Annotated in this window: 20 protein-coding genes; 18 read left to right on the forward strand and 2 right to left on the reverse strand. The window is 63.2% G+C overall.

What is annotated here, in order from left to right; translation table 11 throughout:
* Nucleotides 1–284: 284 nt before the first annotated feature.
* The 14 genes from K5880_RS07340 to K5880_RS07405 all read left to right on the forward strand — a co-directional run bounded on the left by K5880_RS07340 (nucleotide 285) and on the right by K5880_RS07405 (nucleotide 16,446).
* A complete protein-coding gene (locus K5880_RS07340) occupies nucleotides 285–530 on the forward strand; it encodes a glycohydrolase toxin TNT-related protein (protein WP_297650326.1) in 246 nt (81 codons plus the stop codon).
* A 27-nt stretch (nucleotides 531–557) separates the two neighbouring features.
* Nucleotides 558–917: a hypothetical protein gene (locus K5880_RS07345; RefSeq protein ID WP_297650328.1), complete on the forward strand. Its 360-nt coding sequence runs from the start codon at nucleotides 558–560 to the stop codon at nucleotides 915–917.
* Nucleotides 918–1,257: 340 nt separating this feature from the next.
* Nucleotides 1,258–1,626 carry a hypothetical protein gene (locus K5880_RS07350; protein WP_297650330.1) on the forward strand — a complete coding sequence of 123 codons (369 nt, stop codon included), beginning with the start codon at nucleotides 1,258–1,260 and terminating at the stop codon, nucleotides 1,624–1,626.
* A 706-nt stretch (nucleotides 1,627–2,332) separates the two neighbouring features.
* Nucleotides 2,333–2,983, forward strand: coding sequence for a hypothetical protein (locus K5880_RS07355; RefSeq protein ID WP_297650332.1), 651 nt, complete (start codon nucleotides 2,333–2,335; stop codon nucleotides 2,981–2,983).
* A gap of 78 nt (nucleotides 2,984–3,061) precedes the next feature.
* Complete coding sequence (locus K5880_RS07360) at nucleotides 3,062–3,766, forward strand: haloacid dehalogenase type II (protein WP_297650334.1); 705 nt, start codon at nucleotides 3,062–3,064, stop codon at nucleotides 3,764–3,766.
* Nucleotides 3,767–3,818: 52 nt separating this feature from the next.
* Nucleotides 3,819–6,044, forward strand: a complete 2,226-nt coding sequence (locus tag K5880_RS07365; protein ID WP_297650336.1) for a malate synthase G — start codon at nucleotides 3,819–3,821, stop codon at nucleotides 6,042–6,044.
* A 119-nt stretch (nucleotides 6,045–6,163) separates the two neighbouring features.
* Nucleotides 6,164–8,770, forward strand: coding sequence for an N-6 DNA methylase (locus K5880_RS07370; protein WP_297650338.1), 2,607 nt, complete (start codon nucleotides 6,164–6,166; stop codon nucleotides 8,768–8,770).
* Nucleotides 8,763–10,061 carry a restriction endonuclease subunit S gene (locus K5880_RS07375; protein ID WP_297650340.1) on the forward strand — a complete coding sequence of 433 codons (1,299 nt, stop codon included), beginning with the start codon at nucleotides 8,763–8,765 and terminating at the stop codon, nucleotides 10,059–10,061. The genes K5880_RS07370 and K5880_RS07375 overlap by 8 nt, the downstream gene beginning before the upstream one ends.
* Complete coding sequence (locus K5880_RS07380; RefSeq protein WP_297650342.1) at nucleotides 10,054–10,710, forward strand: DUF4433 domain-containing protein; 657 nt, start codon at nucleotides 10,054–10,056, stop codon at nucleotides 10,708–10,710. Before K5880_RS07375 ends, K5880_RS07380 begins: the two co-directional genes overlap by 8 nt.
* Entirely contained in the window at nucleotides 10,710–11,786 is a 1,077-nt protein-coding gene (locus K5880_RS07385) for a macro domain-containing protein (RefSeq protein ID WP_297650344.1), read from the forward strand. The genes K5880_RS07380 and K5880_RS07385 overlap by 1 nt, the downstream gene beginning before the upstream one ends.
* 1 nt (nucleotide 11,787) lies before the next feature.
* A complete protein-coding gene (locus K5880_RS07390) occupies nucleotides 11,788–12,177 on the forward strand; it encodes a hypothetical protein (protein WP_297650346.1) in 390 nt (129 codons plus the stop codon).
* Entirely contained in the window at nucleotides 12,174–15,437 is a 3,264-nt protein-coding gene (locus tag K5880_RS07395) for an HsdR family type I site-specific deoxyribonuclease (RefSeq protein ID WP_297650348.1), read from the forward strand. Before K5880_RS07390 ends, K5880_RS07395 begins: the two co-directional genes overlap by 4 nt.
* Nucleotides 15,437–16,144 carry a SprT family zinc-dependent metalloprotease gene (locus K5880_RS07400; protein WP_297650350.1) on the forward strand — a complete coding sequence of 236 codons (708 nt, stop codon included), beginning with the start codon at nucleotides 15,437–15,439 and terminating at the stop codon, nucleotides 16,142–16,144. The genes K5880_RS07395 and K5880_RS07400 overlap by 1 nt, the downstream gene beginning before the upstream one ends.
* Nucleotides 16,141–16,446 (forward strand): hypothetical protein, encoded by a 306-nt coding sequence (locus K5880_RS07405; protein ID WP_297650351.1) that lies wholly within the window; start codon nucleotides 16,141–16,143, stop codon nucleotides 16,444–16,446. Before K5880_RS07400 ends, K5880_RS07405 begins: the two co-directional genes overlap by 4 nt.
* A 13-nt stretch (nucleotides 16,447–16,459) precedes the next feature.
* Here the strand turns inward: K5880_RS07405 and K5880_RS07410 are convergent, their stop codons facing one another.
* Nucleotides 16,460–17,212, reverse strand: a complete 753-nt coding sequence (locus K5880_RS07410; RefSeq protein WP_297650353.1) for a GDSL-type esterase/lipase family protein — start codon at nucleotides 17,210–17,212, stop codon at nucleotides 16,460–16,462.
* Nucleotides 17,213–17,263: 51 nt separating this feature from the next.
* Nucleotides 17,264–18,028: a M48 family metalloprotease gene (locus K5880_RS07415; RefSeq protein ID WP_297650356.1), complete on the reverse strand. Its 765-nt coding sequence runs from the start codon at nucleotides 18,026–18,028 to the stop codon at nucleotides 17,264–17,266.
* Between the two features lie 162 nt (nucleotides 18,029–18,190).
* On the opposite strand from K5880_RS07415, the gene K5880_RS07420 reads away from it, so the two are divergent.
* The 4 genes from K5880_RS07420 to K5880_RS07435 all read left to right on the forward strand — a co-directional run bounded on the left by K5880_RS07420 (nucleotide 18,191) and on the right by K5880_RS07435 (nucleotide 21,982).
* Nucleotides 18,191–18,676 carry an Lrp/AsnC family transcriptional regulator gene (locus tag K5880_RS07420; RefSeq protein WP_297650358.1) on the forward strand — a complete coding sequence of 162 codons (486 nt, stop codon included), beginning with the start codon at nucleotides 18,191–18,193 and terminating at the stop codon, nucleotides 18,674–18,676.
* A gap of 349 nt (nucleotides 18,677–19,025) precedes the next feature.
* The gene (gene dctP / locus K5880_RS07425) at nucleotides 19,026–20,117 is read left to right on the forward strand and encodes a TRAP transporter substrate-binding protein DctP (protein WP_297650359.1); all 1,092 of its coding nucleotides are present in this window, start codon (nucleotides 19,026–19,028) and stop codon (nucleotides 20,115–20,117) included.
* Nucleotides 20,118–20,136: 19 nt separating this feature from the next.
* Nucleotides 20,137–20,664 carry a TRAP transporter small permease subunit gene (locus K5880_RS07430; RefSeq protein ID WP_297650360.1) on the forward strand — a complete coding sequence of 176 codons (528 nt, stop codon included), beginning with the start codon at nucleotides 20,137–20,139 and terminating at the stop codon, nucleotides 20,662–20,664.
* A gap of 1 nt (nucleotide 20,665) precedes the next feature.
* A complete protein-coding gene (locus tag K5880_RS07435) occupies nucleotides 20,666–21,982 on the forward strand; it encodes a TRAP transporter large permease subunit (RefSeq protein ID WP_297650717.1) in 1,317 nt (438 codons plus the stop codon).

Raw genomic sequence — 21,982 nt, forward strand, 5'->3', positions numbered from 1 at the left:
TTTCCAGGACCCGCCGGCCATCGCAAGACGCCCCCCAAATGGGGGTAGGTGGGTGTGGGGCGGTGGTAGGGGGTAATCAAGTATTCATTCCAAAGGTTGACCCAGCATGGATAGTCAAACGAAAGCTTGCCCTTGGGGCCCAATCGAAGATTTTCGGACACTCGATGAGTTCGAAAGATTCGTAGCATGGATGCAGGGACAAGTGGGGGCGGGCGCCGCGAAGGAAGTTCCCGTGACGATTCCGTATGTTGGCGCTTCGAGCTTCACCGAGAAGTGGTACGTGCATGTCGCAAGCGGCGGGGTCTGGTGCGTCGCGTCGCCGGGTGGGCCTTTCACAGGCATCTTCGAGCCAGCTCGGTGAAGGGTGGATACCCGAATCAACGAATTTCGCTGTCCGCGATGAGTACATCGTGCTAAAGCCCTTCAAGGTGGAAGAAAGCAGGGTCATGCCATGGTTCGGGCAACAGGGGATGGGAATTCAGTATGAAACCAGTAAAGGCGTGGAAAAAAACCATACAAAAACTCCTTGAAGATAAATTTCTAGAAGAGGTCTCACCATGAAATTTAGAAGCATTGAAGTTGCGGAGTACGTCGCCGACGATTTCGAGCGTCCATTGAGTACGCTTAACCAAGCGGGACTGGATCGTGTCTATTTTCTTGTCAAGAAGGCCTTGGCCGACATTGAATGGCCAGAATGGGAGGTGGCAGGACGACGATTTCATTCCAAAAATGGAAACGAGCCTTTTGGCTTCGAAGACGTGAACGGCAAGCTCTACATCTATTCGGAGGAGCGCGGGATACGCAGTGCGATCGCAATTTTCAAAGATGATCATCTTGCAGCAAAGTATTTCGTCTGGTTGATATCAAAGGGAGAACGTTCGATCAATTGGGATCTATTTCCAGACAAGTTGCCTTGAACGCGTGGCCGAGTTGCTTCAAGCCGAGGTCATTAGCACAGGCCACGGCAGGGCCATGGTTGCAATTCACTACACAATAAGCAGATATTGCCAGTGCCGAAGGAACATCTCAAACCCCAGTGCATCACCGGCGACAGACCTCATATCGACACAAACTAAAAGCTTCTATGGAGCGAGTTCGGCGTTGATCGGCATAGCACACGCTGCGCCTGCGTGTCTGATCCGCGGCATGGAAACCAATGAGCAGACTATAGATGCGTATCACCCAACGAAACAGTGAGCAGGGAAACTGCGATGTCTCATCTTCAGTTGCCCGGGATAAGCAGTACATATCGATGGAATGATGGTTCAGGACGCTGCTCTCCTACCCAATGCTTTAGAGCGTTTGGCTCAGCCAGCAGAGCAAAGAGCATCGCCTGATACAACTGACCTTGCAATTCGAGACGAATGCATCATTGCCAGACCATTCAAGGTTGAAGAAAGTCGATCAATGCCTTGTTTTGGTCAATCTGGAATGGGGCTTCAGTACGAAACGTTCACTGGTGCAAAAATGCCAGTCTCGGAAGTTGTCCTGACTGTGAAATCAATGATGGTGAGATTAGGTAAAAAAATGACAAATTTTATGTTTACTCAAAGCAGCGCGGGAATCGCAGCGTTATTGCGATATTTAAGGATGGCCATATGGCCAAAAAATACTTTGCATGGCTAGTCTCAGAAGGAGAAAAATCAATAGACTGGCCGCTTTTCTTGAAGATGTTGCGTTAGCAGAGCGGCGCGCCACTTGCGGAGCAAGAGATGCACGCATAAACCACATAAACACAACATGACTGCAGGCTCGCGTGCGCCCTTCACAATTAGCCGCACCGACCCCAAATCAAATCGGAAATGAAGAGGGTGATCAATGAATTTGTTGGAACAAATTATCTGAAAAGGGTGATCCCATGAGCATGAAAGCCATTTTTTGTTCCCGAATATGTCGCCGACGAATTCAACCGCCCGCTTGAGCACCCTAGTGAACGCCCAAATGCAGTTGGACTCAGCATTGCACGCGTCTACCGACTGATAGCGGAAGCTCTGAAAGACATCTCTTGGCCAGACTGGGAAATAGAAGGCCGCATGTATCACTCTCCAAACGCCATAGAGCCGTATGGAATTGAATGCACGGACGGCAAGTTCTACATATATGCTGAACAACGTGGTCAACGAAGTCCCATTGCTGTTTTTAAAAGCGCCCATATGGCAGCAAAGTATTTTGTGTGGCTGGTGTCCGGGGAGAAGGCAAAAATAGACTGGTCGTTATTCCTCGACATGGAACCTTGAAAGGAAAGCTATTCGTCCTACGCACGTCAAATAGGAAGGTTATCGACGATATTCCGGCACCTCGCTTCCGTCAAAGCACGACAAGGTTCGATTTCATGACATCAACAATACAAGCGCAACCCATTGCAGTCGAAGAGGGCGCCCGATTTTTTGAAATCGCGGTCAAACATTTCGTCATGGATCCCACCGGCATCCCTGCTGAGTCCTGCCTAGCATGTGCCGCCTGGATGGCCGGCACACTGTTGTTCCGATTGGAAGTAAACCCTGAAATCGATGCGCCACGGGGTAGTATCGTGTTAAACGAGGGTGTCAACCAACGCCTGCCCGAACTTGCTCACTTCGTTACCAAGCATGCTAGCTATGGAATGGCTCCAGACCCCGATATCGATAGAGCCAACCCAAAGGGCAGTTCACCAAAGTTGCGCTTTTCACTCGCGGATACGCAGGACATTTTGGACCCGATCTACCTAAGCTACGCCAAGCGGAGCGACCTTACAGCAGAACAGACACTGCAAGCTGCTGTGCTCGCCACGGCTCTACTTGCCGGCAAAGCTCGACGCGTGTTGGGGCTTGCACTGGTCACACACATTGCGCTTCATTGCATGAGTGAAGCCAGCAAGACGGTCGCTAGAAGGCCGCAAAAGCACGATGAGTATGAGGAGCATTTGTGGCGATTTAACAGCGTCCTGCCCAAGATCACTTTTTTGCAAAGGGTCAGGAGAAGCTTTCGTCAGTTGCTCCACTGAAATTACCCGTAAACAAGTCACAAATAACCCACAAAAAACAGATTCAATGCGCACCCAAGTGTGGAATACAGTCCCCCCATGGACCACAAGCCACTCCGCGCCGTTCTGTTTGACGCCTATGGCACGCTGTTCGACGTCTACAGCGTCGGGCTGCTGGCCGAGCAGCTCTTTCCCGGGCAGGGGGCGCGGCTGGCCACGCTGTGGCGGGACAAGCAGATCGAATACACCCGGCTGGTGACCACCAGCAACCACGGCGCGCACTACCGGCCGTTCTGGACGCTGACGCAGAACGCGCTGGCCTATGCCATCAAGGCGATTGCGCCCGAGGCGCGTGGTGACGGGTGGCCGGCGTTCGAGGAGCGCGCGGGCCGCTTGATGAACCAGTACCGGCACCTGTCGGCCTTTCCCGAGAACCGCGAGGTGCTGCAGGCGCTGCGCGAGCGCGGCATCGTCACCGGCATCCTCTCCAACGGCGACCCGGAGATGCTGGGCATCTCGGTGCGCAGCGCCGGGCTGGAAGGCCTGCTGGACCACGTGATCAGCGTGGACGGCATCCGCAAGTACAAGACCGCCCCCGAGGCCTATGCCCTGGGCGAGCAGGCCACCGGCCTGGCGTGCGCGCAGATCGCTTTTGTCAGCAGCAACGCCTGGGACGCACTGGCCGCGACCTGGTACGGCTACCGCACGCTGTGGGTGAACCGGCTGAACCTGCCGTTCGAGGAGCTGGGCACGCAGCCGCACCGCATCGGCACGAACCTGCGCGACGTGCTGGAGATGCTGTGAACGCCCACCTGCCACGCCCACACCTGTTTTCTTCTCTCTACTGGAGCTTTCCATGACACAACGCACCACGATCCACGGCCTGAAGGTGGCCACCGAGCTGTACGACTTCATCAACCAGCAGGTGCTGCCCGGCACCGGCGTGAACGAAGCGGCGTTCTGGAAAGGTTTTGACGCCATCGTGGCGGACCTCGCGCCGAAGAACGCGGCCCTGCTGGGCGAGCGTGACCGCCTGCAGACCGAGCTGGACACCTGGCACAGCGCCAACCCCGGCCCGATCCGCGACATGGTGGGCTACCGCAAGTTCCTGGAAACCATTGGCTACCTGGTGCCCGAGCCCAAGAAAGTGAAGGCGACCACGAAGAACGTGGACGACGAGCTGGCCGTGCAGGCCGGCCCGCAGCTGGTGGTGCCGATCCTGAACGCGCGCTACGCGCTCAACGCGGCGAACGCGCGCTGGGGCTCGCTGTACGACGCGCTCTACGGCACGGACGTGATTGCCGAAGACAAGGGCTGCGGCAAGACCGGCCCCAAGGGCGGCTACAACCCCAGGCGCGGTGCCAAGGTCATTGAATACGCGCGCCACGTGCTGGACCGTTGCGCCCCGCTGAAGAAGGGCTCGCACGTCGGCTCGACCGGCTACAAGGTCAACAAGGACGGCGAGCTGGTGGTGGGCCTGGCCGAGGGCGGCACGAGCAAGCTGGCCGACAAGTCGCAGTTCGTGGGTTACCAGGGCGATGCCAAGGCCCCCAGCGCCGTGCTGCTCGCGCACAACGGCCTGCACCTGGAGATCCAGATCGACCGCGGCACGCCCATCGGCAAAGGCGACGCGGCCGGCGTGAGCGACCTCGTGGTGGAAGCCGCGCTCTCCACCATCCTGGACCTGGAAGACTCGATCGCCGCGGTGGACGCGGAAGACAAGGTGCTGGCCTACCGCAACTGGCTCGGCATCCTGCAGGGCACGCTGACGGAGTCCGTCACCAAGGGCGGCAAGACCTTCACGCGCGGCCTCAACGCCGACCGCGAATACACCGCGCCCAACGGCAAGAAGAACGCGGTGCGGCTGCATGGGCGCTCGCTCATGTTCCTGCGCAACGTGGGCCACCTGATGACCAACCCGGCCATCCTCTGGGGCGCGCCCGGTTCCACGGAACTCAAGGAGATTCCCGAAGGCATCATGGACGCGATGGTGACCACCGCCATTGCCTTGCACGACCTCAAGCGCACGAAGAAGGACGCGATCCGCAACTCGCGCAAGGGCTCGGTCTACATCGTCAAGCCCAAGATGCACGGCCCGCGCGAAGTGGCGTTTGCCGCCGAGCTGTTCGGCCGCGTGGAACAGGTGTTGGGCCTGCCCGAAAGCACGGTGAAGCTTGGCATCATGGACGAGGAGCGCCGCACCTCCGTCAACCTCAAGGCCTGCATTGCCGCGGCCGCCAGCCGCGTGGCCTTCATCAACACCGGCTTCCTGGACCGCACCGGCGACGAGATGCACACCGCCATGCTGGCCGGCCCCATGGTGCGCAAGGGCGACATGAAGGCCAGCGCCTGGATCCAGAGCTATGAGAAGAACAACGTGATCGTGGGCCTGGCCTGCGGGCTGCGCGGCAAGGCGCAGATCGGCAAGGGCATGTGGGCCATGCCCGACCTGATGAAGGCCATGCTGGAGCAGAAGATCGGCCACCCCAAGGCCGGCGCCAACACCGCCTGGGTGCCCAGCCCCACCGGCGCCACGCTGCACGCGCTGCACTACCACCAGGTGCTGGTGTCGGACGTGCAGAAGTCGCTGGAGAAGATCGACGCCACCGCCGAGCGCGACAACCTGCTCACCGGCCTGCTGACCATTCCCGTGAGCAGCAACCCGAACTGGAGCGCCGCCGAGAAGCAGCAGGAGCTGGACAACAACGTGCAGGGCATCCTGGGCTACGTGGTGCGCTGGGTGGACCAGGGCGTGGGCTGCTCCAAGGTGCCCGACATCCACAACGTCGGCCTGATGGAAGACCGCGCCACGCTGCGCATTTCCAGCCAGCACATCGCCAACTGGCTGCACCACGGCATCGTGACCGAGGCGCAAGTCACCAAGACCTTCGAGCGCATGGCCGCCGTGGTGGACGGCCAGAACGCCGGCGACCCGCTGTACCAGAAGATGGCTGGCAACTTCAAGACCAGCAAGGCCTACCTGGCCGCGCTGGACCTGGTGTTCAAGGGCAAGGAACAGCCGAGCGGGTACACCGAGCCGCTGCTGCATGCGTGGCGGTTGAAGGTGAAGGCTGCGGGCTGACCCGGCATTCACTCAAAACGGCGCCTTCGGGCGCCGTTTTTCATGGCGCCGTTGGGTAACATGCACCCCACACGCCGGCCCGCCCCAGGCCGGCGTTTTCCTGCTCCCACAAAGTCCGCATGCCCCAAGCCAAACTCACGCTCGCCCGCCTCGAAAGCCTGTTGATGACCGCCTGCGACGCGCTGCGCGGCAACATGGACGCGAGCGAGTACAAGGAATACATCTTCGGCATCCTGTTCCTCAAGCGCGCCAGCGACCTGTTTGACCAACGCCAGGCACAGATCCGCAAAGAGGCAGAGACCGCCCAGCTGCCCGAGGCCGACATCGTCCAGTTGCTCGAAGACCCGGACCAGTACTCCGGCAAATACTTCTTCGTGCCCCAGCGCGCCCGATGGAACACGCCTTGGACCGAGTACACCGCGGACAAACACGGCGTACTGCAGGCCACGCACCACCCGGCGCTGAAGCACGTCAAGGAAAACGTGGGTTCGATGCTCAACAAGGCGCTGGAAGCCCTGGAAGACGAGAACGCCGACGCCCTGCAGGACGTGCTCAAGGGCACCATCAACTTCAACCGCAAGATCGGCCAGACCACACTGGACGACGACACCCTGGTCGACTTCATCCAGAACTTCGACAAGATTCCGCTGCGCGACGAAGACTTTGAATTCCCCGACCTGCTGGGCGCTGCCTACGAGTGGCTCATCAAGTACTTCGCCGACTCCGCCGGCAAGAAGGCGGGCGAGTTTTACACCCCGGCCGAGGTGGTGCGCATCTGCGTGGAAATCTGCGACCCGCAGGAAGGCATGAGCGTGTACGACCCCACGGTGGGCTCGGGCGGCATGCTCATCCAGGCGCGCGACTACCTGCGTGAATGCGGGGGCAACCCCGCCGAGCTCTCGCTCAACGGCCAGGAAAAGATGGGCACCACCTGGTCCATCTGCAAGATGAACATGCTGCTGCACGGCATCTCGCACGCCGACATCCGCCAGCAGGACACCCTGCGCGAGCCCCAGCACAAGACCGAGCAGAACGAGCTCAAGCGCTTCGACCGCGTGCTCGCGAATCCTCCATTCAGTCAGAACTACATCAAGAAGGACATGGTCTTTCCCGGCCGCTTCCCGGTGTGGATGCCCGAGAAAGGCAAGAAGGCCGACCTGATGTTCGTGCAGCACATGCTGGCCGTGCTCAAGGCCGACGGGCGGCTGGCCACCGTGATGCCGCACGGGGTTTTGTTCCGCGGTGGTGAAGAACGCGAAGCCCGCAAGCACTTCATCGACCACGGCCAGCTCGAAGCCGTCATTGGCCTGCCCAGCAACCTGTTCTACGGCACCGGCATCCCGGCCTGCATCCTGGTGCTCAACAAGGCTGGCGCCGCGCAACGGCAGCATGTGCTCTTCATCAACGCCGACCGCGAATACCGCGAAGGCAAGGCCCAGAACCACCTGCGCCCCGAAGACATCGACAAGATCGTGCACGCCTACCGCGCGGGGCAAGACATTCCCGCCTACGCCCGCCGCGTGCCGGTGGCCGAGATCAAGGCCGAGGACTACAACTGCAACATCCGCCGCTACGTGGACAACGCCCCGCCGCCCGAGCCACACGACGTGCGCGCCCACCTGCACGGCGGCGTGCCCGTGGCCGAAATCGATGCCCTGGCCCACTTCTGGCGCAACTACGACGGCCTGCGCGAAAGCTGCTTTGCCCTGCGCCCACCCAACGATGCCGTTCGCCCTGAGCCTGTCGAAGGGCTCGCACAAACCTACGCCGACTTCAGCCCCGCCCTGGCCGAGCAACGCGCCATCGCCGAACTCGTCAAACAACACCCCGGTGTGCAGGCCCGCCAACAGGCCTTCATGGCCGCCCTGCAAGCCTGGTGGCAGCAACACCTGCCGCTGGTCGAAGCCCTGGCGCCCGACCCCGCCAACCAGGCGGCCAAGGCGAACAATGTCTACGCTCTGCGCGCCACGCTGCTGGCCAGCATCGAACGGACCTTTACCGGCCCGGACGCACAACAGACCCTGCTCAACCGCTTTCAGGTGCGCGGTGCGTTCGCGAACTACATGCAACAGCTCGCGGCCGACTTCAAGTCCATCGCCGCCAGCGGCTGGGGCGCCGAGCTGATCCCGGACCAGGACATTCTGCAAAGCCAGTTCCCGCAGGTGCTGGCCGAGCTGGAACAGCAACACGCCCGCCTGGCCGAACTGCAGGCCCTGTTCGCCGCCGCGAGCGAAGAAGACTTTGAAGACACGGACGACACCGGCGTGCTGCCCGCCGACGAGGTGAAAGCCCTCAAGACCAGCCTGAAGGAAGCCAAGGGCCAGCTCAAGCTCGCCAAACGCGACCCGGCCCTGGGCGACGCGGTGCAACTGCAGCACGAGGTGGACCGCATCGAGGCGCAGCTGGCGCGCCACAAGGCGCTGGAAGACGAGGCCAAGGCCACCAAAGCGCTCATCAAGAGCACCTCGCAGAACCGCGACGCGCTGGTGGCCCAGGCCCGCGCGAAGATCGGCGCCGACGAGGCCCGCGTGATCATCGTGGAACGCCTGGGCAAGGTGCTGCTGGAGAGCTACCAGCAGTACCTGCGCGCCGACCAGCGCGCCTGCGTGGCCGCGATTGAAAACCTGTGGCGCAAGTACGCGGTGACGGCGCGACAGATCGAGGCCGAACGCGATGCAGCGGCAGCGGAGCTGCAGCGGTTTTTGGGGGAGTTGGGCTATGTGTGAGTGGCCGACGCGCGCGCTCAGTGAACTGGCTGACATCCGGATCAGCAACGTCGACAAAAAGTCGGCTGCAGGGGAAAAGCCCGTACGTCTGTGCAACTACATGGACGCCTACTCGAACGACTACATCCGGTCAGACATTGAGTTCATGGAGGCAACCGCGAGCGCATCGGAAATTGCCCGGTTCTCTGTAGCTGCGGGCGATTTGGTCCTCACAAAGGACTCCGAAACGCCTGACGACATTGGCATCCCCGCTGTGGTCATGGATCAAGTTGACGATCTCGTCTGTGGCTACCACCTTGCGTTGCTGAAGACCAGACTGGAGCTGGTTGATCCGGTCTATCTCTGCAAACAGTTGAGTACCTCGCGAGTTGCACAGTATTTCGGTCAACGTGCGACTGGCTCCACCCGATACGGGCTCCCGAACCGGGCGCTCGCCACTTTTCATATTCCCGTTCCGCCGCTGGCTGTTCAGAGAACCATCGCCCGCGTTCTTCAAACCATCGACACCGCCATCGAAAAAACCGAAGCCCTGATCGCCAAGCACCAGCAGATCAAGGCCGGCCTGATGCACGACCTGTTCACCCGCGGCGTACTGCCCAACGGCCAACTCCGCCCACCCCGCAGCGAGGCGCCAGAGCTGTATCAGGAAACGGCGATGGGGTGGATTCCCAGAGATTGGTCATTGCACCGCTGCGCTGATCTTTGCACTCGTATCTGTGTCGGCATCGTGATCCAGCCCACTCAGTACTACGTTGAAGAAGGCGTTCCGGCTCTGAGGTCGGCCAACGTTCGGGAGGAAGGCATTGACCCGAGCAACTTCGTCTACATCTCTGCCAGCGCCAACCGGCAGTTGGCAAAAAGCCAGCTCAAGGCAGGCGACATTGTTTCAGTGCGTACCGGTTATCCGGGAACGAGTGCCGTTGTGCCGCAAGAGTTCGAAGGAGCGAACTGCATCGACATCCTTATCTCGACACCTGGCGAAAAGGTCCGCTCCGACTACCTCTGTGACTGGATCAACTCATCGTTTGGCAAAGAGCAAGTCCTCAGACAGCAAGGCGGGATGGCGCAGCAACATTTCAACGTCGGAGAAATGCGCGAACTGTTGGTCGCACTGCCCGATCTGGACGAGCAAAGCAGGATCCGCGAGAAGCTGGAAGCTGTCACCCATACGCTGGCAGTCGAACGAGCAAGATTGGAAAAATTCCGCGTGCAGAAACTCGGCCTCATGCAAGACCTGCTCACCGGCCGCGTCCTTGTGCCCGTCGATGAACCGGAGCCCGTGCATGCCTGACGACTATTCCACGTTACTGAACCCAGAGAGGGCGCTCATCTTCCGGATCATTCACCGGGCCAATCTGCCCTGGGTACTGGACCATGGGCTGCACTGTGGCAACGGGGCTATGAAAGCCCCGCAGTGGGTGAGCATCGGCAACGCGGAATTGATCGACAAACGCGCGCACCACCCGGTCAACGCTCCTCCTGGCGGGGTGCTCAATGACTACGTGCCGTTCTACTTCACACCCTTCTCAGTGATGATGCACAACGTCAACACCGGCTGGAACGGGGTAAAGCAGCATCCCAAGCGGGACATCCTGATCCTGGTTTCCAGCCTGCTCCGCATTCAGGCGCTGGGCCTTCGGTTCTTGTTCACCGACAGTCACGCCAACAACAGCCTGGCCCAGTTCTATAGCGATCTGGCTGAAATCGGGGCCGTTGACTGGAAACTGCTTCAGGCACGCGACTTCAAGCGCGACCCAATCAACGACCCGAACAAGGTCAGCCGCTACCAGGCCGAGGCGCTGGTGCACCAGCATTGCCCCATAGAGGGTTTGTCAGGGATCGTCTGTTACCCAGGGGGTGCGAAAATGGAAGCTGAACAGGCGCTGGCAGCTCGGGGTTTGCACCTGCAGGTGGTTGAACGCTCAGGGTGGTACTTCTGATGATCCATTTCACAACTGGCAATTTGCTCGAATCCAAGGCCGAGGCCTTGGTGAACACGGTGAACACCGTGGGCGTCATGGGCAAGGGCATTGCGCTCATGTTCAAGGAGCGCTTCGACGACAATTTCCAGCAGTACGCACAGGCCTGCAAAGGGGGCGAGGTGCACATCGGCCAGATGTTTGTGACCGAACCGCGTGAATTGGACGGCCCGCGCTGGGTGATCAACTTCCCGACCAAACAAAACTGGCGCCACCCCTCGCGCCTTGAGTGGGTGACGGCCGGTTTGCAGGATCTGCGGCGCTTCCTGCTGAACGAAGGCGTCCGCTCGGTCGCGATTCCACCGCTGGGTGCTGGCAACGGTGGCCTGGACTGGTCGTTGGTGCGGGAGCAAATCGAGGCGGCACTGGGCGATCTGGATATCGAGATCACGGTTTTCGAGCCCACCTCGACCTACCAGAACGTAGCCAAGCGGAGCGGTGTGGAGAAGCTCACGCCGGCCCGCGCACTGGTGGCCGAGCTGGTGCGCCGCTACTGGGTGCTGGGCATGGAGTGCAGCCTGCTGGAGATTCAGAAGCTGGCCTGGTTTCTCCAGCGCTCCATCGAGCGCCAGGTTCCGGGGGACAACCCTCTGAAGTTGCAGTTCGAGGCCAACAAGTTCGGCCCCTATGCGCACAACCTGACCAAGCTGCTGGACGGGCTGGACGGGAGCTACTTGCGCAGCGAGAAGCGAATCGCCGACGCGGATCCGTTCGATGTGATCTGGTTTGCCGATGAACGCAAGGACCACGTGCAGGCGTACCTGCGCAGCGAGGGCAAGGCTTACACGGCGGCGCTGGAAGACACCGCGAGGCTGATCGATGGTTTCGAGTCGCCCTTCGGCATGGAGCTGTTAGCCACGGTTGACTGGCTTCTCACGAAGGAAGGTGTCGCACCCACAGTGGAATCTGTTCGAGAGGGCGTGGTTCAATGGCCTCACGAAGGCGGCGCGGCGCGCAAGGCCAAGCTGTTCGACGACCGCTCGATTGGCATTGCGCTTGAACGCCTGACGCAACCTGCTGCATCGCACGTTGATTGACGTGAGCGAGTTGCAGATCGACGTGCGTTGGCGGCCTGAGGGTGCAGCGGTCAACCTCGGCCACGACAAGTCGTTCCGAGGGGACGGGACGTCAGTACTCGCAGAAGCCGTTGCCCACATCGAGCGCAACTACTTGATGCTCACCACCATCAAGCACCCTGATTGCGCCGAGAGCACGCGATTTTGGAACTTTGACCTCTCCGATATCAAAACCGCGCTTGGGAAAGTGGCCACTGGTCTGGGCTCAAAAAATGGCGCAGTTGTTCGGGTTGACGTTGGCTATCAGGCAGTGGCCATCAGCGCATGTGGCGAACTGCCGATCGTCCGAGTTCCAGCGCATCCTCGGGCGAGATCGCCACACAGTGAGTCCGGTGTCGCGCCTTTGGCATGAGCGAATACACCGAAGTCGAACGCCCCTTCCTGGACCAGCTGGCCGCCCAGGGTTGGACGGTGATCGACCAGGGCGCGGGCGTGCCGCAGGACGCCGCGCCCAGCCTGCGCCAGGACTTTCGCCAGACGCTGCTGCCGGGGGTGTTTGACGACGCGGTGCGCGCCATCAACACCACGGCAGACGGCCAGCCCTGGCTGACCGACCGGCAGCTCGACGAGCTGCGCACCCAGCTCACGCGCCACCCCAACCGCACGCTGCTGGAAGCCAACGAGGCGGTACAGGCGCTGCTGTTCAAGGCGCAGGCCGACCGCAACGAGCTGACCGGCGAGGCCGACCCGGTGGTGCGGCTGATCGACTTCCACACACCGGAGAACAACCGCTTTCACGCGATCAACCAGTTCCGCGTGGACACGCCGGGCTGCGTGAAGCAGTGCATCGTCCCGGACATCGTGCTGTTCGTGAACGGCATTCCGCTGGTGGTGGTGGAATGCAAGAAGGGCTCGGAGACCTGCGCCAACCCGATGCAGGAAGCCTTTGTGCAACTGCAACGCTACATGCGCCGTCGCGCGGCGACGGAAGCCGCCGGGTTGAAGGAAGGCGAGCCGCGCCTGTTCCACAGCAACCTGCTGGTGGTACGCAGCAGCGGGACGCAGGCGGACTACGGCACGATCACCTCGGAAGAAGAACACTTCTACGGCTGGAAGACGCTGTACCCCGAGGACGATGCGGCGCTGGTCGGCCTGAACGCGCAGCAGCAGCTGGTGGCGGGCATGCTGACCCAGGGCAACCTGCTGCAGATTCTGCGAACGAGTTCGGTGTGCATGGACACGGACGGCGGCCCGCGCGTGAAGGTGGTGTGCCGCTACCAGCAGTTCCGCGCGGCGGGCAAGGTGGTGGAGCGGCTGCGCTGCGGCCAGACCGCGCTGGAGCGCAGCGGCGTGGTGTGGCACACGCAGGGCTCGGGCAAGTCGCTGACCATGGTGTTTCTGGCCCGCATGCTGCGTGCCAGCCGCGACCTGAGCGACTTCAAAATCGTGCTGGTGAACGACCGCACCGATCTGGAAGACCAGCTGGCCGACACGGCCACGCTGATCGGCGGCAAGGTGAACGTGATCGAGAACCGCCTGGACTTGCGCCACCACCTCGCCAGCGACCGCTCGGACATCAACATGGTGATGGTCCACAAGTTCCAGGAGCACAAGCAGACCCTGAGCAACACGGTGGCCGAGGCGCTGGGAACCTACCTCGCGATGCCGGCGGGCAAGACCTTTGGCGTGGTGAACACGTCCAGCCGCATCGTGCTGATGATCGACGAGGCGCACCGCACGCAAAGCTCGGACCTGGGCGACAACCTGTTCGAGGCCTTCCCCAACGCCACGCGCATCGCCTTCACCGGCACGCCACTCATCACCGAGCGCCATGGCGAGAAAAAGACGCACAAACGTTTTGGCGAGTTGATCGACGTGTACCGGATCATGGATTCCGTGAACGACGGCGCGACGCTGCAGATCCTCTACGAAGGCAAGACGGCGGACACGGCGCTGAACGAAAAGCACGCCTTCGACACCGCGTTCGAGGACCTGTTTCGCGAGCGCAGCGAAGCGGAGCTGCTGGCGATCAGGAAAAAGTACGGCGCGACGGGCGACATCCTGGAGGCGAAGAACCGCATCGACGCGATTGCGCGCGACATCGTGCGGCACTACGTCGACAACATCCTGCCCAACGGCTTCAAGGCGCAGGTGGTGTGCCACTCGAAACTGGCGTGCATCCGCTACCAGGCGGGCATCGATGCGGCGCTGGCCGAGCGGCTAGCGCAGGAGCGAGCCAAGGCCAGGCCCGATGCGGCGCTGATCGACCGGCTGGCTTTCCTGAAGACGGCGGTGGTGATTTCGTCGGACGGCACGAACGAGGCGGCCTTCATCACCCAGGCGCGCAAGCAGGCGGCACAGATGAACGCGGTGGACAACTTCTGCCGCGGCTTTGATCAGACAGACCCCGACAAGGCGAACACGGGCATTGCCTTCCTGATCGTGTGCGACATGCTGCTGACGGGGTTTGACGCGCCGATCGAGCAGGTGATGTACATCGACAAGAAGCTGCGCGAGCACACGCTGCTGCAGGCCATTGCCCGCACCAACCGGGTGAAGAAGGGCAAGCAGCGCGGTTACATCGTGGACTACATCGGCCTGGCCAACCACCTGACCGAAGCCCTGAGCCTGTACGCCGCTGCCGACGAACTGCAGGAGTTGCGGGACGGGATGAAGAGCATCGCGTCGGAACTGCCGGTGCTCGAAGAACGCTACCAGCGCCTGCTGCAGCACTTCGACGCGCTGGGCGTGAAGCACTTCAAGGCCTTCGGGACCGGCTCGCTACCCACCCTGGACGCCGACGCGGCGGTGGTGCATGAAGCGGTGAAGGCGCTGAAGGACGAGAAGCAACGGGCCGACTTCGAGGTGTACCTGAAGAAGTTTTTGATGAGCCTGGACATTGTGCTGCCGCGCCCGGAAGCGCAGCCCTACCGGGTGCCTGCGCGGCGCCTGGGCTATGTGCTGCAGGTGGCCAAGCAACGCTACAAGGACGAAAGCCTGGACTTGGGCAACGCGGGCGAGAAGGTGAAGGCACTCATCAACGAGCACCTGATCAGCCTGGGCATTAACCCCAAGGTGGAACCGGTGGAGCTGCTGGCCGAAGACTTCATGGCCCAGCTGGCGGCGCACTCGGGCAGCAACAGCGAGGCCAAGGCCAGTGAGATGGAGCATGCCATCCGCAAGCACTGCACGGTGCACCACGACGAGGACCCGGCGTTCTACAAAAGCCTGTCGGCCAAGGTGGACGCGCTGATCGAGCAGCACCAGGACCAGTGGGATCTGCTGGCTGAAAAGCTGGCCGAATTGCGCGGCGAGGCCGTGGCCGGGCGCCAGAAGGGTGAAGAGGGCATGGGCCGCGAAGCGACCACGTTTTATGAGCACATTGCTCAGGTGGGCTTTGCCGGCGGCACTGTGGCAGACGCCGACAAGCCGCGTTTCAAGACACTGATGGAGGCGGTGGTGAACCTGCTGCAGGAGACCATCGGCAGCATCGATTTCTGGCAGAACCCGGACAAGCAGAAACGCCTGCGCGGATTGATCAAGACCGAGATCACCAAGACCGGCATTGAAGCGCTGAAAACCAACCGCGAAAGGGTGGCGGTGGAGATCATGCGGCTGGCCAAGAACCGGCACGACGAATTGATGCGCGCTCCACAGGGTGGAGACGCGTAATGCAGGTGCGGCAAGTAAAGGACATTCAGTACCGGCTACTCCCGGGCGCAGAGCGGCAGACCACGGATATCGTGATCGAGCGTGATGGCGCGATCACGGTGCGTCCTCCTCGCCACATGGCTCCCGAGCAGGTGGATGCCACGGTGCTCAGCAAGCGCATGTGGATCTACCGCAACCTGGCCGAATGGCGCGATCTGAACGCCAGTGGCGTGGTGCGCGAGTGGGTGAACGGTGAGACCTTCCTCTATCTGGGCAGCAGCTACCAGCTGCAACTCGTCGCGGAGCAGGATGAGCCGCTCAAGCTGAAAGATGGGCGTTTTCTATTGCTGCGTTCGCTGGTGGAACGTGGGGGTGCGGCGGCGGCACGGGAAGCGTTTGAGCACTTCTATGCCACCAAAGGGCTGGATCGACTGCAACGCCGCGTGGCGCACTGGGCCCCTCGGGTGGGCGTTGCGCCGGGTGCGGTGCTGGTGAAAGACATCGGGTTCCGCTGGGCAACGTGTCAGCCGAGTGGCGATCTGCACTTTCACTGGAGGTGCCTGATGGCCCCTCTGACCGTGCTGGACTACATCGTGGTCCACGAGCTGTGTCACCTGCATCAGCGTGACCACAGCGAAGCTTTCTGGAACGAAGTGGACAAGGTTCTGCCCGACTACCGCGAACGCAAGGAGTGGCTGAGGGCGCGGGGCGCGGCCCTGGACTTATGACCATCCACTACCTGATCTTCGACAGCAGCGACGACGGCGAAGGCACCGGCACCTGGGAGGCCATGGCCAGCGTGCGCGCGGCGCAGTTGCCTGCGGTGCGGGCCGAGGTGCAAGCGGTGCTGGACTGGGCCGAGGCCCACGCGCCGGGGCCGCGCGGGCCGCTCGACGAGGGTGGCGCCTGGGACGCCGACGAACAGGTGCTGGCCGATGACGGCGACTGGACCACCGTGACGCTGACGCTCACCGGTCCATGGGAATGGGGCGAAGCGCTGGTGGCGCACTTTGCGCCGTCGACCGACTGAACAAACCCCTGCGTCAGCGCGTCTTGGCTGCCGCCAGCACCGGTGCCAGCTGCGCCTGCGCCATCAGTTCATCGAACCACACGCGGTAACCGGCGTCGCTCGGATGCAGGCCGTCGGCGGCGTTCAGTTCCCTGGGCCGTTGCGCGAACGGGTCGTTCGCCTTGTCCTTGTACAGGTTCACATACACCGCCTGCTGCCGCGCGGCGGCTTCGCGCACGTAGCCGTGCACCGAGCGCGCACGCGAACTCATGAACCAGGACACGGGCGGGAAGAAGAAGGGCGCGTTGCCGACGTTGCCGGCCGGCATGAGGATGACGCGGTCGGTGGCGCGCGCGCGGGCGAGCGCGGTCACGCGCTCGACGTCGGCGCGCACGGCGTCCAGGCCGCGCAACCGGATCACGTCGTTGCCGCCGGCCTGCACCAGCACCAGGTCGTAGCGCGCGGTGGCGCCCTCGAGCTGGCCGATCACGTCGGCGAAAGTGGCGCCGTCTTTCGCGCGGTTGTCGATGCGCAGCCGGGGATAGGCCTGCGCGAGCAGGCCGGCCAGGCTGGTCCGCGGGCTGCTCGCACCCGTGCCCACGGCGGTGCTGTCGCCCACGATGAGCAGGCGCAGCGCCGCGTCCGCCGGGGTGTGCTGCAGCGGCTCGCTGAGTCGGGCGAGCTCTCCGGCCTTGCCGATGCGCCAGACCGCGCAGCCGGACGTGGACAGCGCCAACACGAGCACAAGCACAAGGAGCGCGGGCACTGGCCAGGATGAGGAGGTCATCGGCCCCAGTCTATGCGCAGACCGGCTGCCGGTCGGAAAGGGAGCGGACGTTCAGCGCCGCGGGGCGCCGCGCGCCACGGTATTGGCCGCCGCCTCGCGCGCGCGCTCCAGCCGCTCGCGCACGTCCGGGTGCGTGCCGGCCAGCATGCGCTGGGCACCTGCGCCACCACCGCCCTGCACGCCATGGATCTTCGCCAGTGCGCTGGCCATGGCGGCCGGGTTGCGGCCCACCTGGCGCAGCAGTTCGATGCCGCGCAGGTCGGCGGCGTGTTCCTGGGCGTGCTGCAGCTCGCGCGCCTCGCGCGCCAGTGGCGAGCGGGGGTTGAACATGTGCACACCCATCTGCTCGCGCGCCTCATCTATGCCCAGCAGCGGCTGGCCCAGGCGCTGCAGCAGGCCGCAGGCTTCCACCAGCGCGTCGTGGCTTTCGATGTGCGCGAGCTCGTGCGCGATGACCGCCGCCAGCTCGTCGTCGTTCAGCGGCGTGGCACCGCGCCACAGCGCGCTGGTGAGGATGACCAGGCCGTGGTTGGCCGCGTAGGCGTTGTGTTCGCGGTCGTCCTCGAAGGCCAGCAGGTGGATGGCCGGGCCGGTACGCAGGCGTGGCGAGGCGGCCACCAGGCTGCGCAGCATGTGGTGCAGGCGCGGCGGCGCGGCCAGCACGGGGTGCTCGTCCATCATGTCGATGAGCTGCATTTCGTCGAGCACGCGCAGCTCATGGGCGCGGTCGGGGTCGCGCAGGCAACTGGCTTGCTGTGCGAGCACCGGCGCGCCAGCCAGCCACACGGTGAGCGCCACACCGCGCAAGACCTGCATGAAAAAACGTGATATACCGTTCATACCGTTTCCCCAATGCCTTCTTTCTACGCCGATTCATCGGCACGGGCCAGTCGGGTTAGCGCCCCCCGGCACACTGGCGCGACGAACGGTGACGCCGCGCCGGCACGGGCTGGCGCGCCAGTTGCTTCGTGCCCCGGCATGACACGCAACCCACCCCAACCCAACCTCGACATCGCCCTGAGCAAGCTCGACAAGGCTTTGCTCAACATCCTGGTGAAAGATGGCCGCGCCTCGTTCGCCGACATCGCGCGCCAGCTCGGCATTTCGCGCGCGCATGCCCGGGCGCGCGTGCAGGGGCTGCAGGCCAGCGGCGTGATCGAGCTGTTCGCCGCCGTGATCAACCCCGAGAAGCTGGGGCAGGTGAACTCGACCTTCCTCGACATCGTGGTCGCGCCCGCGGCCATCGAGCGCATCGCGCAGGAGCTGGCCGACTGCGCGGAGGTGGTGAGCCTGTACATCATGAGCGACCTCAAAAGCCTGCACGTGCACGCGCTCACCGAGAGCCCCGAGGCCTTCGAGGGCTTCGTGCGGCGCCACATCTTCAACCGCCCCGAGATCCTCTCGGTGGACTGCAAGACCCTGCTCACGCGGGTGAAGAACCGGCGCGGCGGCGCGCGTCTGTGAACCCGCCCGGATTGGTGCGCGCGCACCGGCGGCGTGCGCCATGACCGTTTGTGCGCCGCCCGCCGGCCATGGGGGCCGCGGGGCTTCCATGCGGGGCTAGCGGGCTGCGATCGCTTGACAAACGGCACGCCACGCGCGGATCGAAAAACATTCGACACCAGCGTGGCCACGCACAGCGCCCGCCCGCGTGCACCAAGACGGATGAAAACCACCGCCGGCACGCCGAAACCCAGGCAAATCAAGGACTTGACGCGCTCCCCGGGGTGGCATGGGGATTGCGAAAGAGAGGTTCCGCCGCCTTACAAACGGCAGCTTTTTCGTTTCAACCCCTACACCCAGGAGTGCCGCCATGTCCCTCGTCCGCCGCCAGTTCCTCTCTCGCGCCGCCCTCGCCACCAGCGTGCTCGGCGCCCCCATCGTCGCCAGCGCCCAGAGCAAGGGCACGTTCAACTGGAAGATGACCAGCGCCTACGGCAAGGGTTCGCCCTTCTACATGGACGGCCCGGGCAGCGCCACCGACCTGGCCAGGCGCATCAAGGAGATGTCGGACGGCCGCCTGAACATCTCGGTGTTCGGCGCCGGTGAACTGATCCCCGCGTTCGAGGGTTTCGACGCGGTGCGCGCCGGCACGGTGGAGATGAACCACGCCAACGCCTACTTCTGGACCGGCAAGACAGCCGCCGCGCAGTACTTCACCGCCGTGCCCTTCGGCATGAACTTCCAGGGCATGAACGGCTGGCTGTACGACGGCGGCGGCATCGAGCTGTGGAACGAGGTCTACGCGCCCTTCGGCATGGTGGCCATGCCCTGCGGCAACACCGGCGTGCAGATGACGGGCTGGTTCAAGAAGGAGATCAAGACCGCGGCCGACCTCAAGGGCCTGAAGATGCGCATTCCCGGCCTGGCGGGCAAGGTGTACGCCAGCCTGGGCGTGGACGTGAAGGTGCTGCCGGGCGGCGAGATCTTCCCTGCGCTGGAGCGCGGCGTGATTGACGCGGCCGAGTTCGTCGGCCCCTTCCAGGACCGCCGCCTGGGCCTGCAGAAAGCCGCGAAGTACTACTACACCACCGGCTGGCACGAGTCGTCCACCGTGTCGGAGCTGCTGATCAACAAGGCCGCCTGGGACAAGCTGCCGAAGGACCTGCAGGCCGTCGTGAGCAACGCCTCGGCCGCGTGCAACGTGATCAGCGAAGCCTGGTGCCAGAAGGCCAACTCCGAGGCCATGGACGACCTGGTGAAGAACCAGGGCGTGATCGCGCGCCCGCTGCCCGACGACGTCATCAAGGCCTTGCGCACCGAGACCGACAAGGTGCTGGCCGAGCTTGTGGCCAAGGACCCGCTGGCGAAGAAGGTGCACGACTCCTACTTCGGGTTCAAGGCCAAGTACGACCGCTGGAGCGAGATCAGCGAAGAGGCCTACCACACCAGGGTGCGCGGCTGACGCGACGGAGACCGGCACCATGCTCAAGGCTCTGCGGCCGCTGGCCGCGCACATCGAGGGTTTCGTTGACCGCATCGGCGCGCTCACCGCGTGGATCGCGCTGGTCATGATCGGCCTGGTCGCCACCAACGTGGTTCTGCGCTACGCCTTCAGCTTCGGCTCGGTGTGGGCGCAGGAACTGGAATGGCACCTGCTGGCCGCCCTCATCCTGCTGGGCATGAGCCACGCGCTGCAGCGCGGCGACAACGTGCGCGTGGACCTGTTCTACGCGCGCTACTCGCCAGCGCTCAAGCGGGCGGTGGACGTGATCGGTGCGCTGCTGCTGATCACGGTGAGCCTGTTGTTCATCTGGCTGTCGCTGGGCTACGTGGAGCAGTCGCGTTCCATCAGCGAAGGCTCGCCGGACCCGGGCGGCATACCGCTGCGCTGGCTGGTCAAGGCGCTGATTCCACTGGGCTACGGCCTGCTGGTGCTGCAGCAGCTCGCGCAACTGGTGCGCCTGCTCGACACGCCACTGGACAGCACCCGGGAGACCGGCCGTGTTTGAGATGTCGACCTACGCCGTCTTCATGCTGGTCGGCTTCTTCGCGATGCTGATGATCGGCATCCCTGTGGCGATCAGCCTGGCCGTCACAGGCTTCGTATTCGGCTGGCTGGGCTTCGGCACCAGCCTGTTCAACCTGCTGCCCGCGCGCTTCTACGGCATCGTCAGCGGCTACCAGTGGATGGCGATTCCGCTGTTCGTCTTCATGGGCGTGATGCTGGAGAAATCGCGCCTGGCGGACGACCTGCTCGACGTGATGGGCCACCTCGCGGGTGGGTTGCGCGGCGGCATGGCCATCGGCATCGTGCTGTTCGGCGTGCTCATGGGCGCGACCACCGGCATCGTCGGCGCGACCATCATCACCCTGGGCCTGCTGACCCTGCCCACGCTGATCCGGCGCGGCTACGACAAGAGCGTGGCCTGCGGCGTGATCTGCGCTTCGGGCACGCTGGGCCAGATCATCCCGCCCAGCCTGATCCTGATCCTGCTCTCGGACATCATGCAACTCTCGGTGGGCACGTTGTTCGCCGCCGCGGTGGGCCCGGGCATGCTGCTGGCGGCGGTGTACATCGTCTACCTGGTGGTGATGGGCTGGCTGCGCCCGGCGAGCATGCCGCCGATCCCGGTGGCCGAGCGCGACGCGGTCTCGCGCCGCCAGCTGTGGGTGCGCTTCTTCAAGGTGCTGGTGCCGCCGGTGATGCTGGTGGTGGCGGTGCTGGGCTCCATCGTCGGCGGCGTCGCCGCGCCCACCGAGGCGGCCTCCATGGGCGCAGTCGGCGCGGTGCTGATCACCGCGCTGTCGGGCCGCCTGAGCTGGAAGACACTGCGCGAGACCGCGCTGGACACCAGCAAGATCACCGCCATCATGATGTTCATCCTCATGACGGCGCAGGTGTTCGCGCTCTCGTTTCGCGGCCTGCATGGCGAAGACCTGATCGTCTCGATGTTCGACGCACTGCCGGGCGGCACCAACACCGCCATCTGGTTCATGCTGCTGATCATCTTCGTGCTCGGCTTCTTCATCGAGTGGATCGAGATCAGCTACATCGCTGTGCCGCTGTTCCTGCCCATTCTGATCAAGCTGGGCGTGGACCCGGTCTGGCTGGCGATGCTGATCACGCTGAACCTGCAGTCGAGCTTTCTCACGCCGCCGTTCGGCTGGGCGCTGTTCTACCTCAAGGGTGTGGCGCCGCCGGAGGTGAACATCAAGGACATCTACCAAGGCGTGCTGCCCTTCATCGGCCTGCAGTTCCTGGCGCTGCTGCTGTTGTTCCTCTTCCCGCAGATCGCGCTCTGGCTGCCCAGGGCCATTGGCTGGTAG

This window comes from Hydrogenophaga sp., assembly GCF_025699295.1.
GTDB lineage: Bacteria > Pseudomonadota > Gammaproteobacteria > Burkholderiales > Burkholderiaceae_C > Hydrogenophaga.

Excerpts from the sequence above, each read along its gene's own strand:
- K5880_RS07340 (WP_297650326.1), top strand. The coding sequence starts at position 285 with ATGTCGCAAGCGGCGGGGTCTGGTGCGTCGCGTCGCCGGGTGGGCCTT.
- K5880_RS07345 (WP_297650328.1), top strand. The coding sequence starts at position 558 with ATGAAATTTAGAAGCATTGAAGTTGCGGAGTACGTCGCCGACGATTTC.
- K5880_RS07350 (WP_297650330.1), top strand. The coding sequence starts at position 1,258 with ATGATGGTTCAGGACGCTGCTCTCCTACCCAATGCTTTAGAGCGTTTG.
- K5880_RS07355 (WP_297650332.1), top strand. The coding sequence starts at position 2,333 with ATGACATCAACAATACAAGCGCAACCCATTGCAGTCGAAGAGGGCGCC.
- K5880_RS07360 (WP_297650334.1), top strand. The coding sequence starts at position 3,062 with ATGGACCACAAGCCACTCCGCGCCGTTCTGTTTGACGCCTATGGCACG.
- K5880_RS07365 (WP_297650336.1), top strand. The coding sequence starts at position 3,819 with ATGACACAACGCACCACGATCCACGGCCTGAAGGTGGCCACCGAGCTG.
- K5880_RS07370 (WP_297650338.1), top strand. The coding sequence starts at position 6,164 with ATGCCCCAAGCCAAACTCACGCTCGCCCGCCTCGAAAGCCTGTTGATG.
- K5880_RS07375 (WP_297650340.1), top strand. The coding sequence starts at position 8,763 with ATGTGTGAGTGGCCGACGCGCGCGCTCAGTGAACTGGCTGACATCCGG.
- K5880_RS07380 (WP_297650342.1), top strand. The coding sequence starts at position 10,054 with ATGCCTGACGACTATTCCACGTTACTGAACCCAGAGAGGGCGCTCATC.
- K5880_RS07385 (WP_297650344.1), top strand. The coding sequence starts at position 10,710 with ATGATCCATTTCACAACTGGCAATTTGCTCGAATCCAAGGCCGAGGCC.
- K5880_RS07395 (WP_297650348.1), top strand. The coding sequence starts at position 12,174 with ATGAGCGAATACACCGAAGTCGAACGCCCCTTCCTGGACCAGCTGGCC.
- K5880_RS07400 (WP_297650350.1), top strand. The coding sequence starts at position 15,437 with ATGCAGGTGCGGCAAGTAAAGGACATTCAGTACCGGCTACTCCCGGGC.
- K5880_RS07405 (WP_297650351.1), top strand. The coding sequence starts at position 16,141 with ATGACCATCCACTACCTGATCTTCGACAGCAGCGACGACGGCGAAGGC.
- K5880_RS07410 (WP_297650353.1), bottom strand. The coding sequence starts at position 17,212 with ATGACCTCCTCATCCTGGCCAGTGCCCGCGCTCCTTGTGCTTGTGCTC.
- K5880_RS07415 (WP_297650356.1), bottom strand. The coding sequence starts at position 18,028 with ATGCAGGTCTTGCGCGGTGTGGCGCTCACCGTGTGGCTGGCTGGCGCG.
- K5880_RS07420 (WP_297650358.1), top strand. The coding sequence starts at position 18,191 with ATGACACGCAACCCACCCCAACCCAACCTCGACATCGCCCTGAGCAAG.
- dctP (WP_297650359.1), top strand. The coding sequence starts at position 19,026 with ATGTCCCTCGTCCGCCGCCAGTTCCTCTCTCGCGCCGCCCTCGCCACC.
- K5880_RS07430 (WP_297650360.1), top strand. The coding sequence starts at position 20,137 with ATGCTCAAGGCTCTGCGGCCGCTGGCCGCGCACATCGAGGGTTTCGTT.
- K5880_RS07435 (WP_297650717.1), top strand. The coding sequence starts at position 20,666 with ATGTCGACCTACGCCGTCTTCATGCTGGTCGGCTTCTTCGCGATGCTG.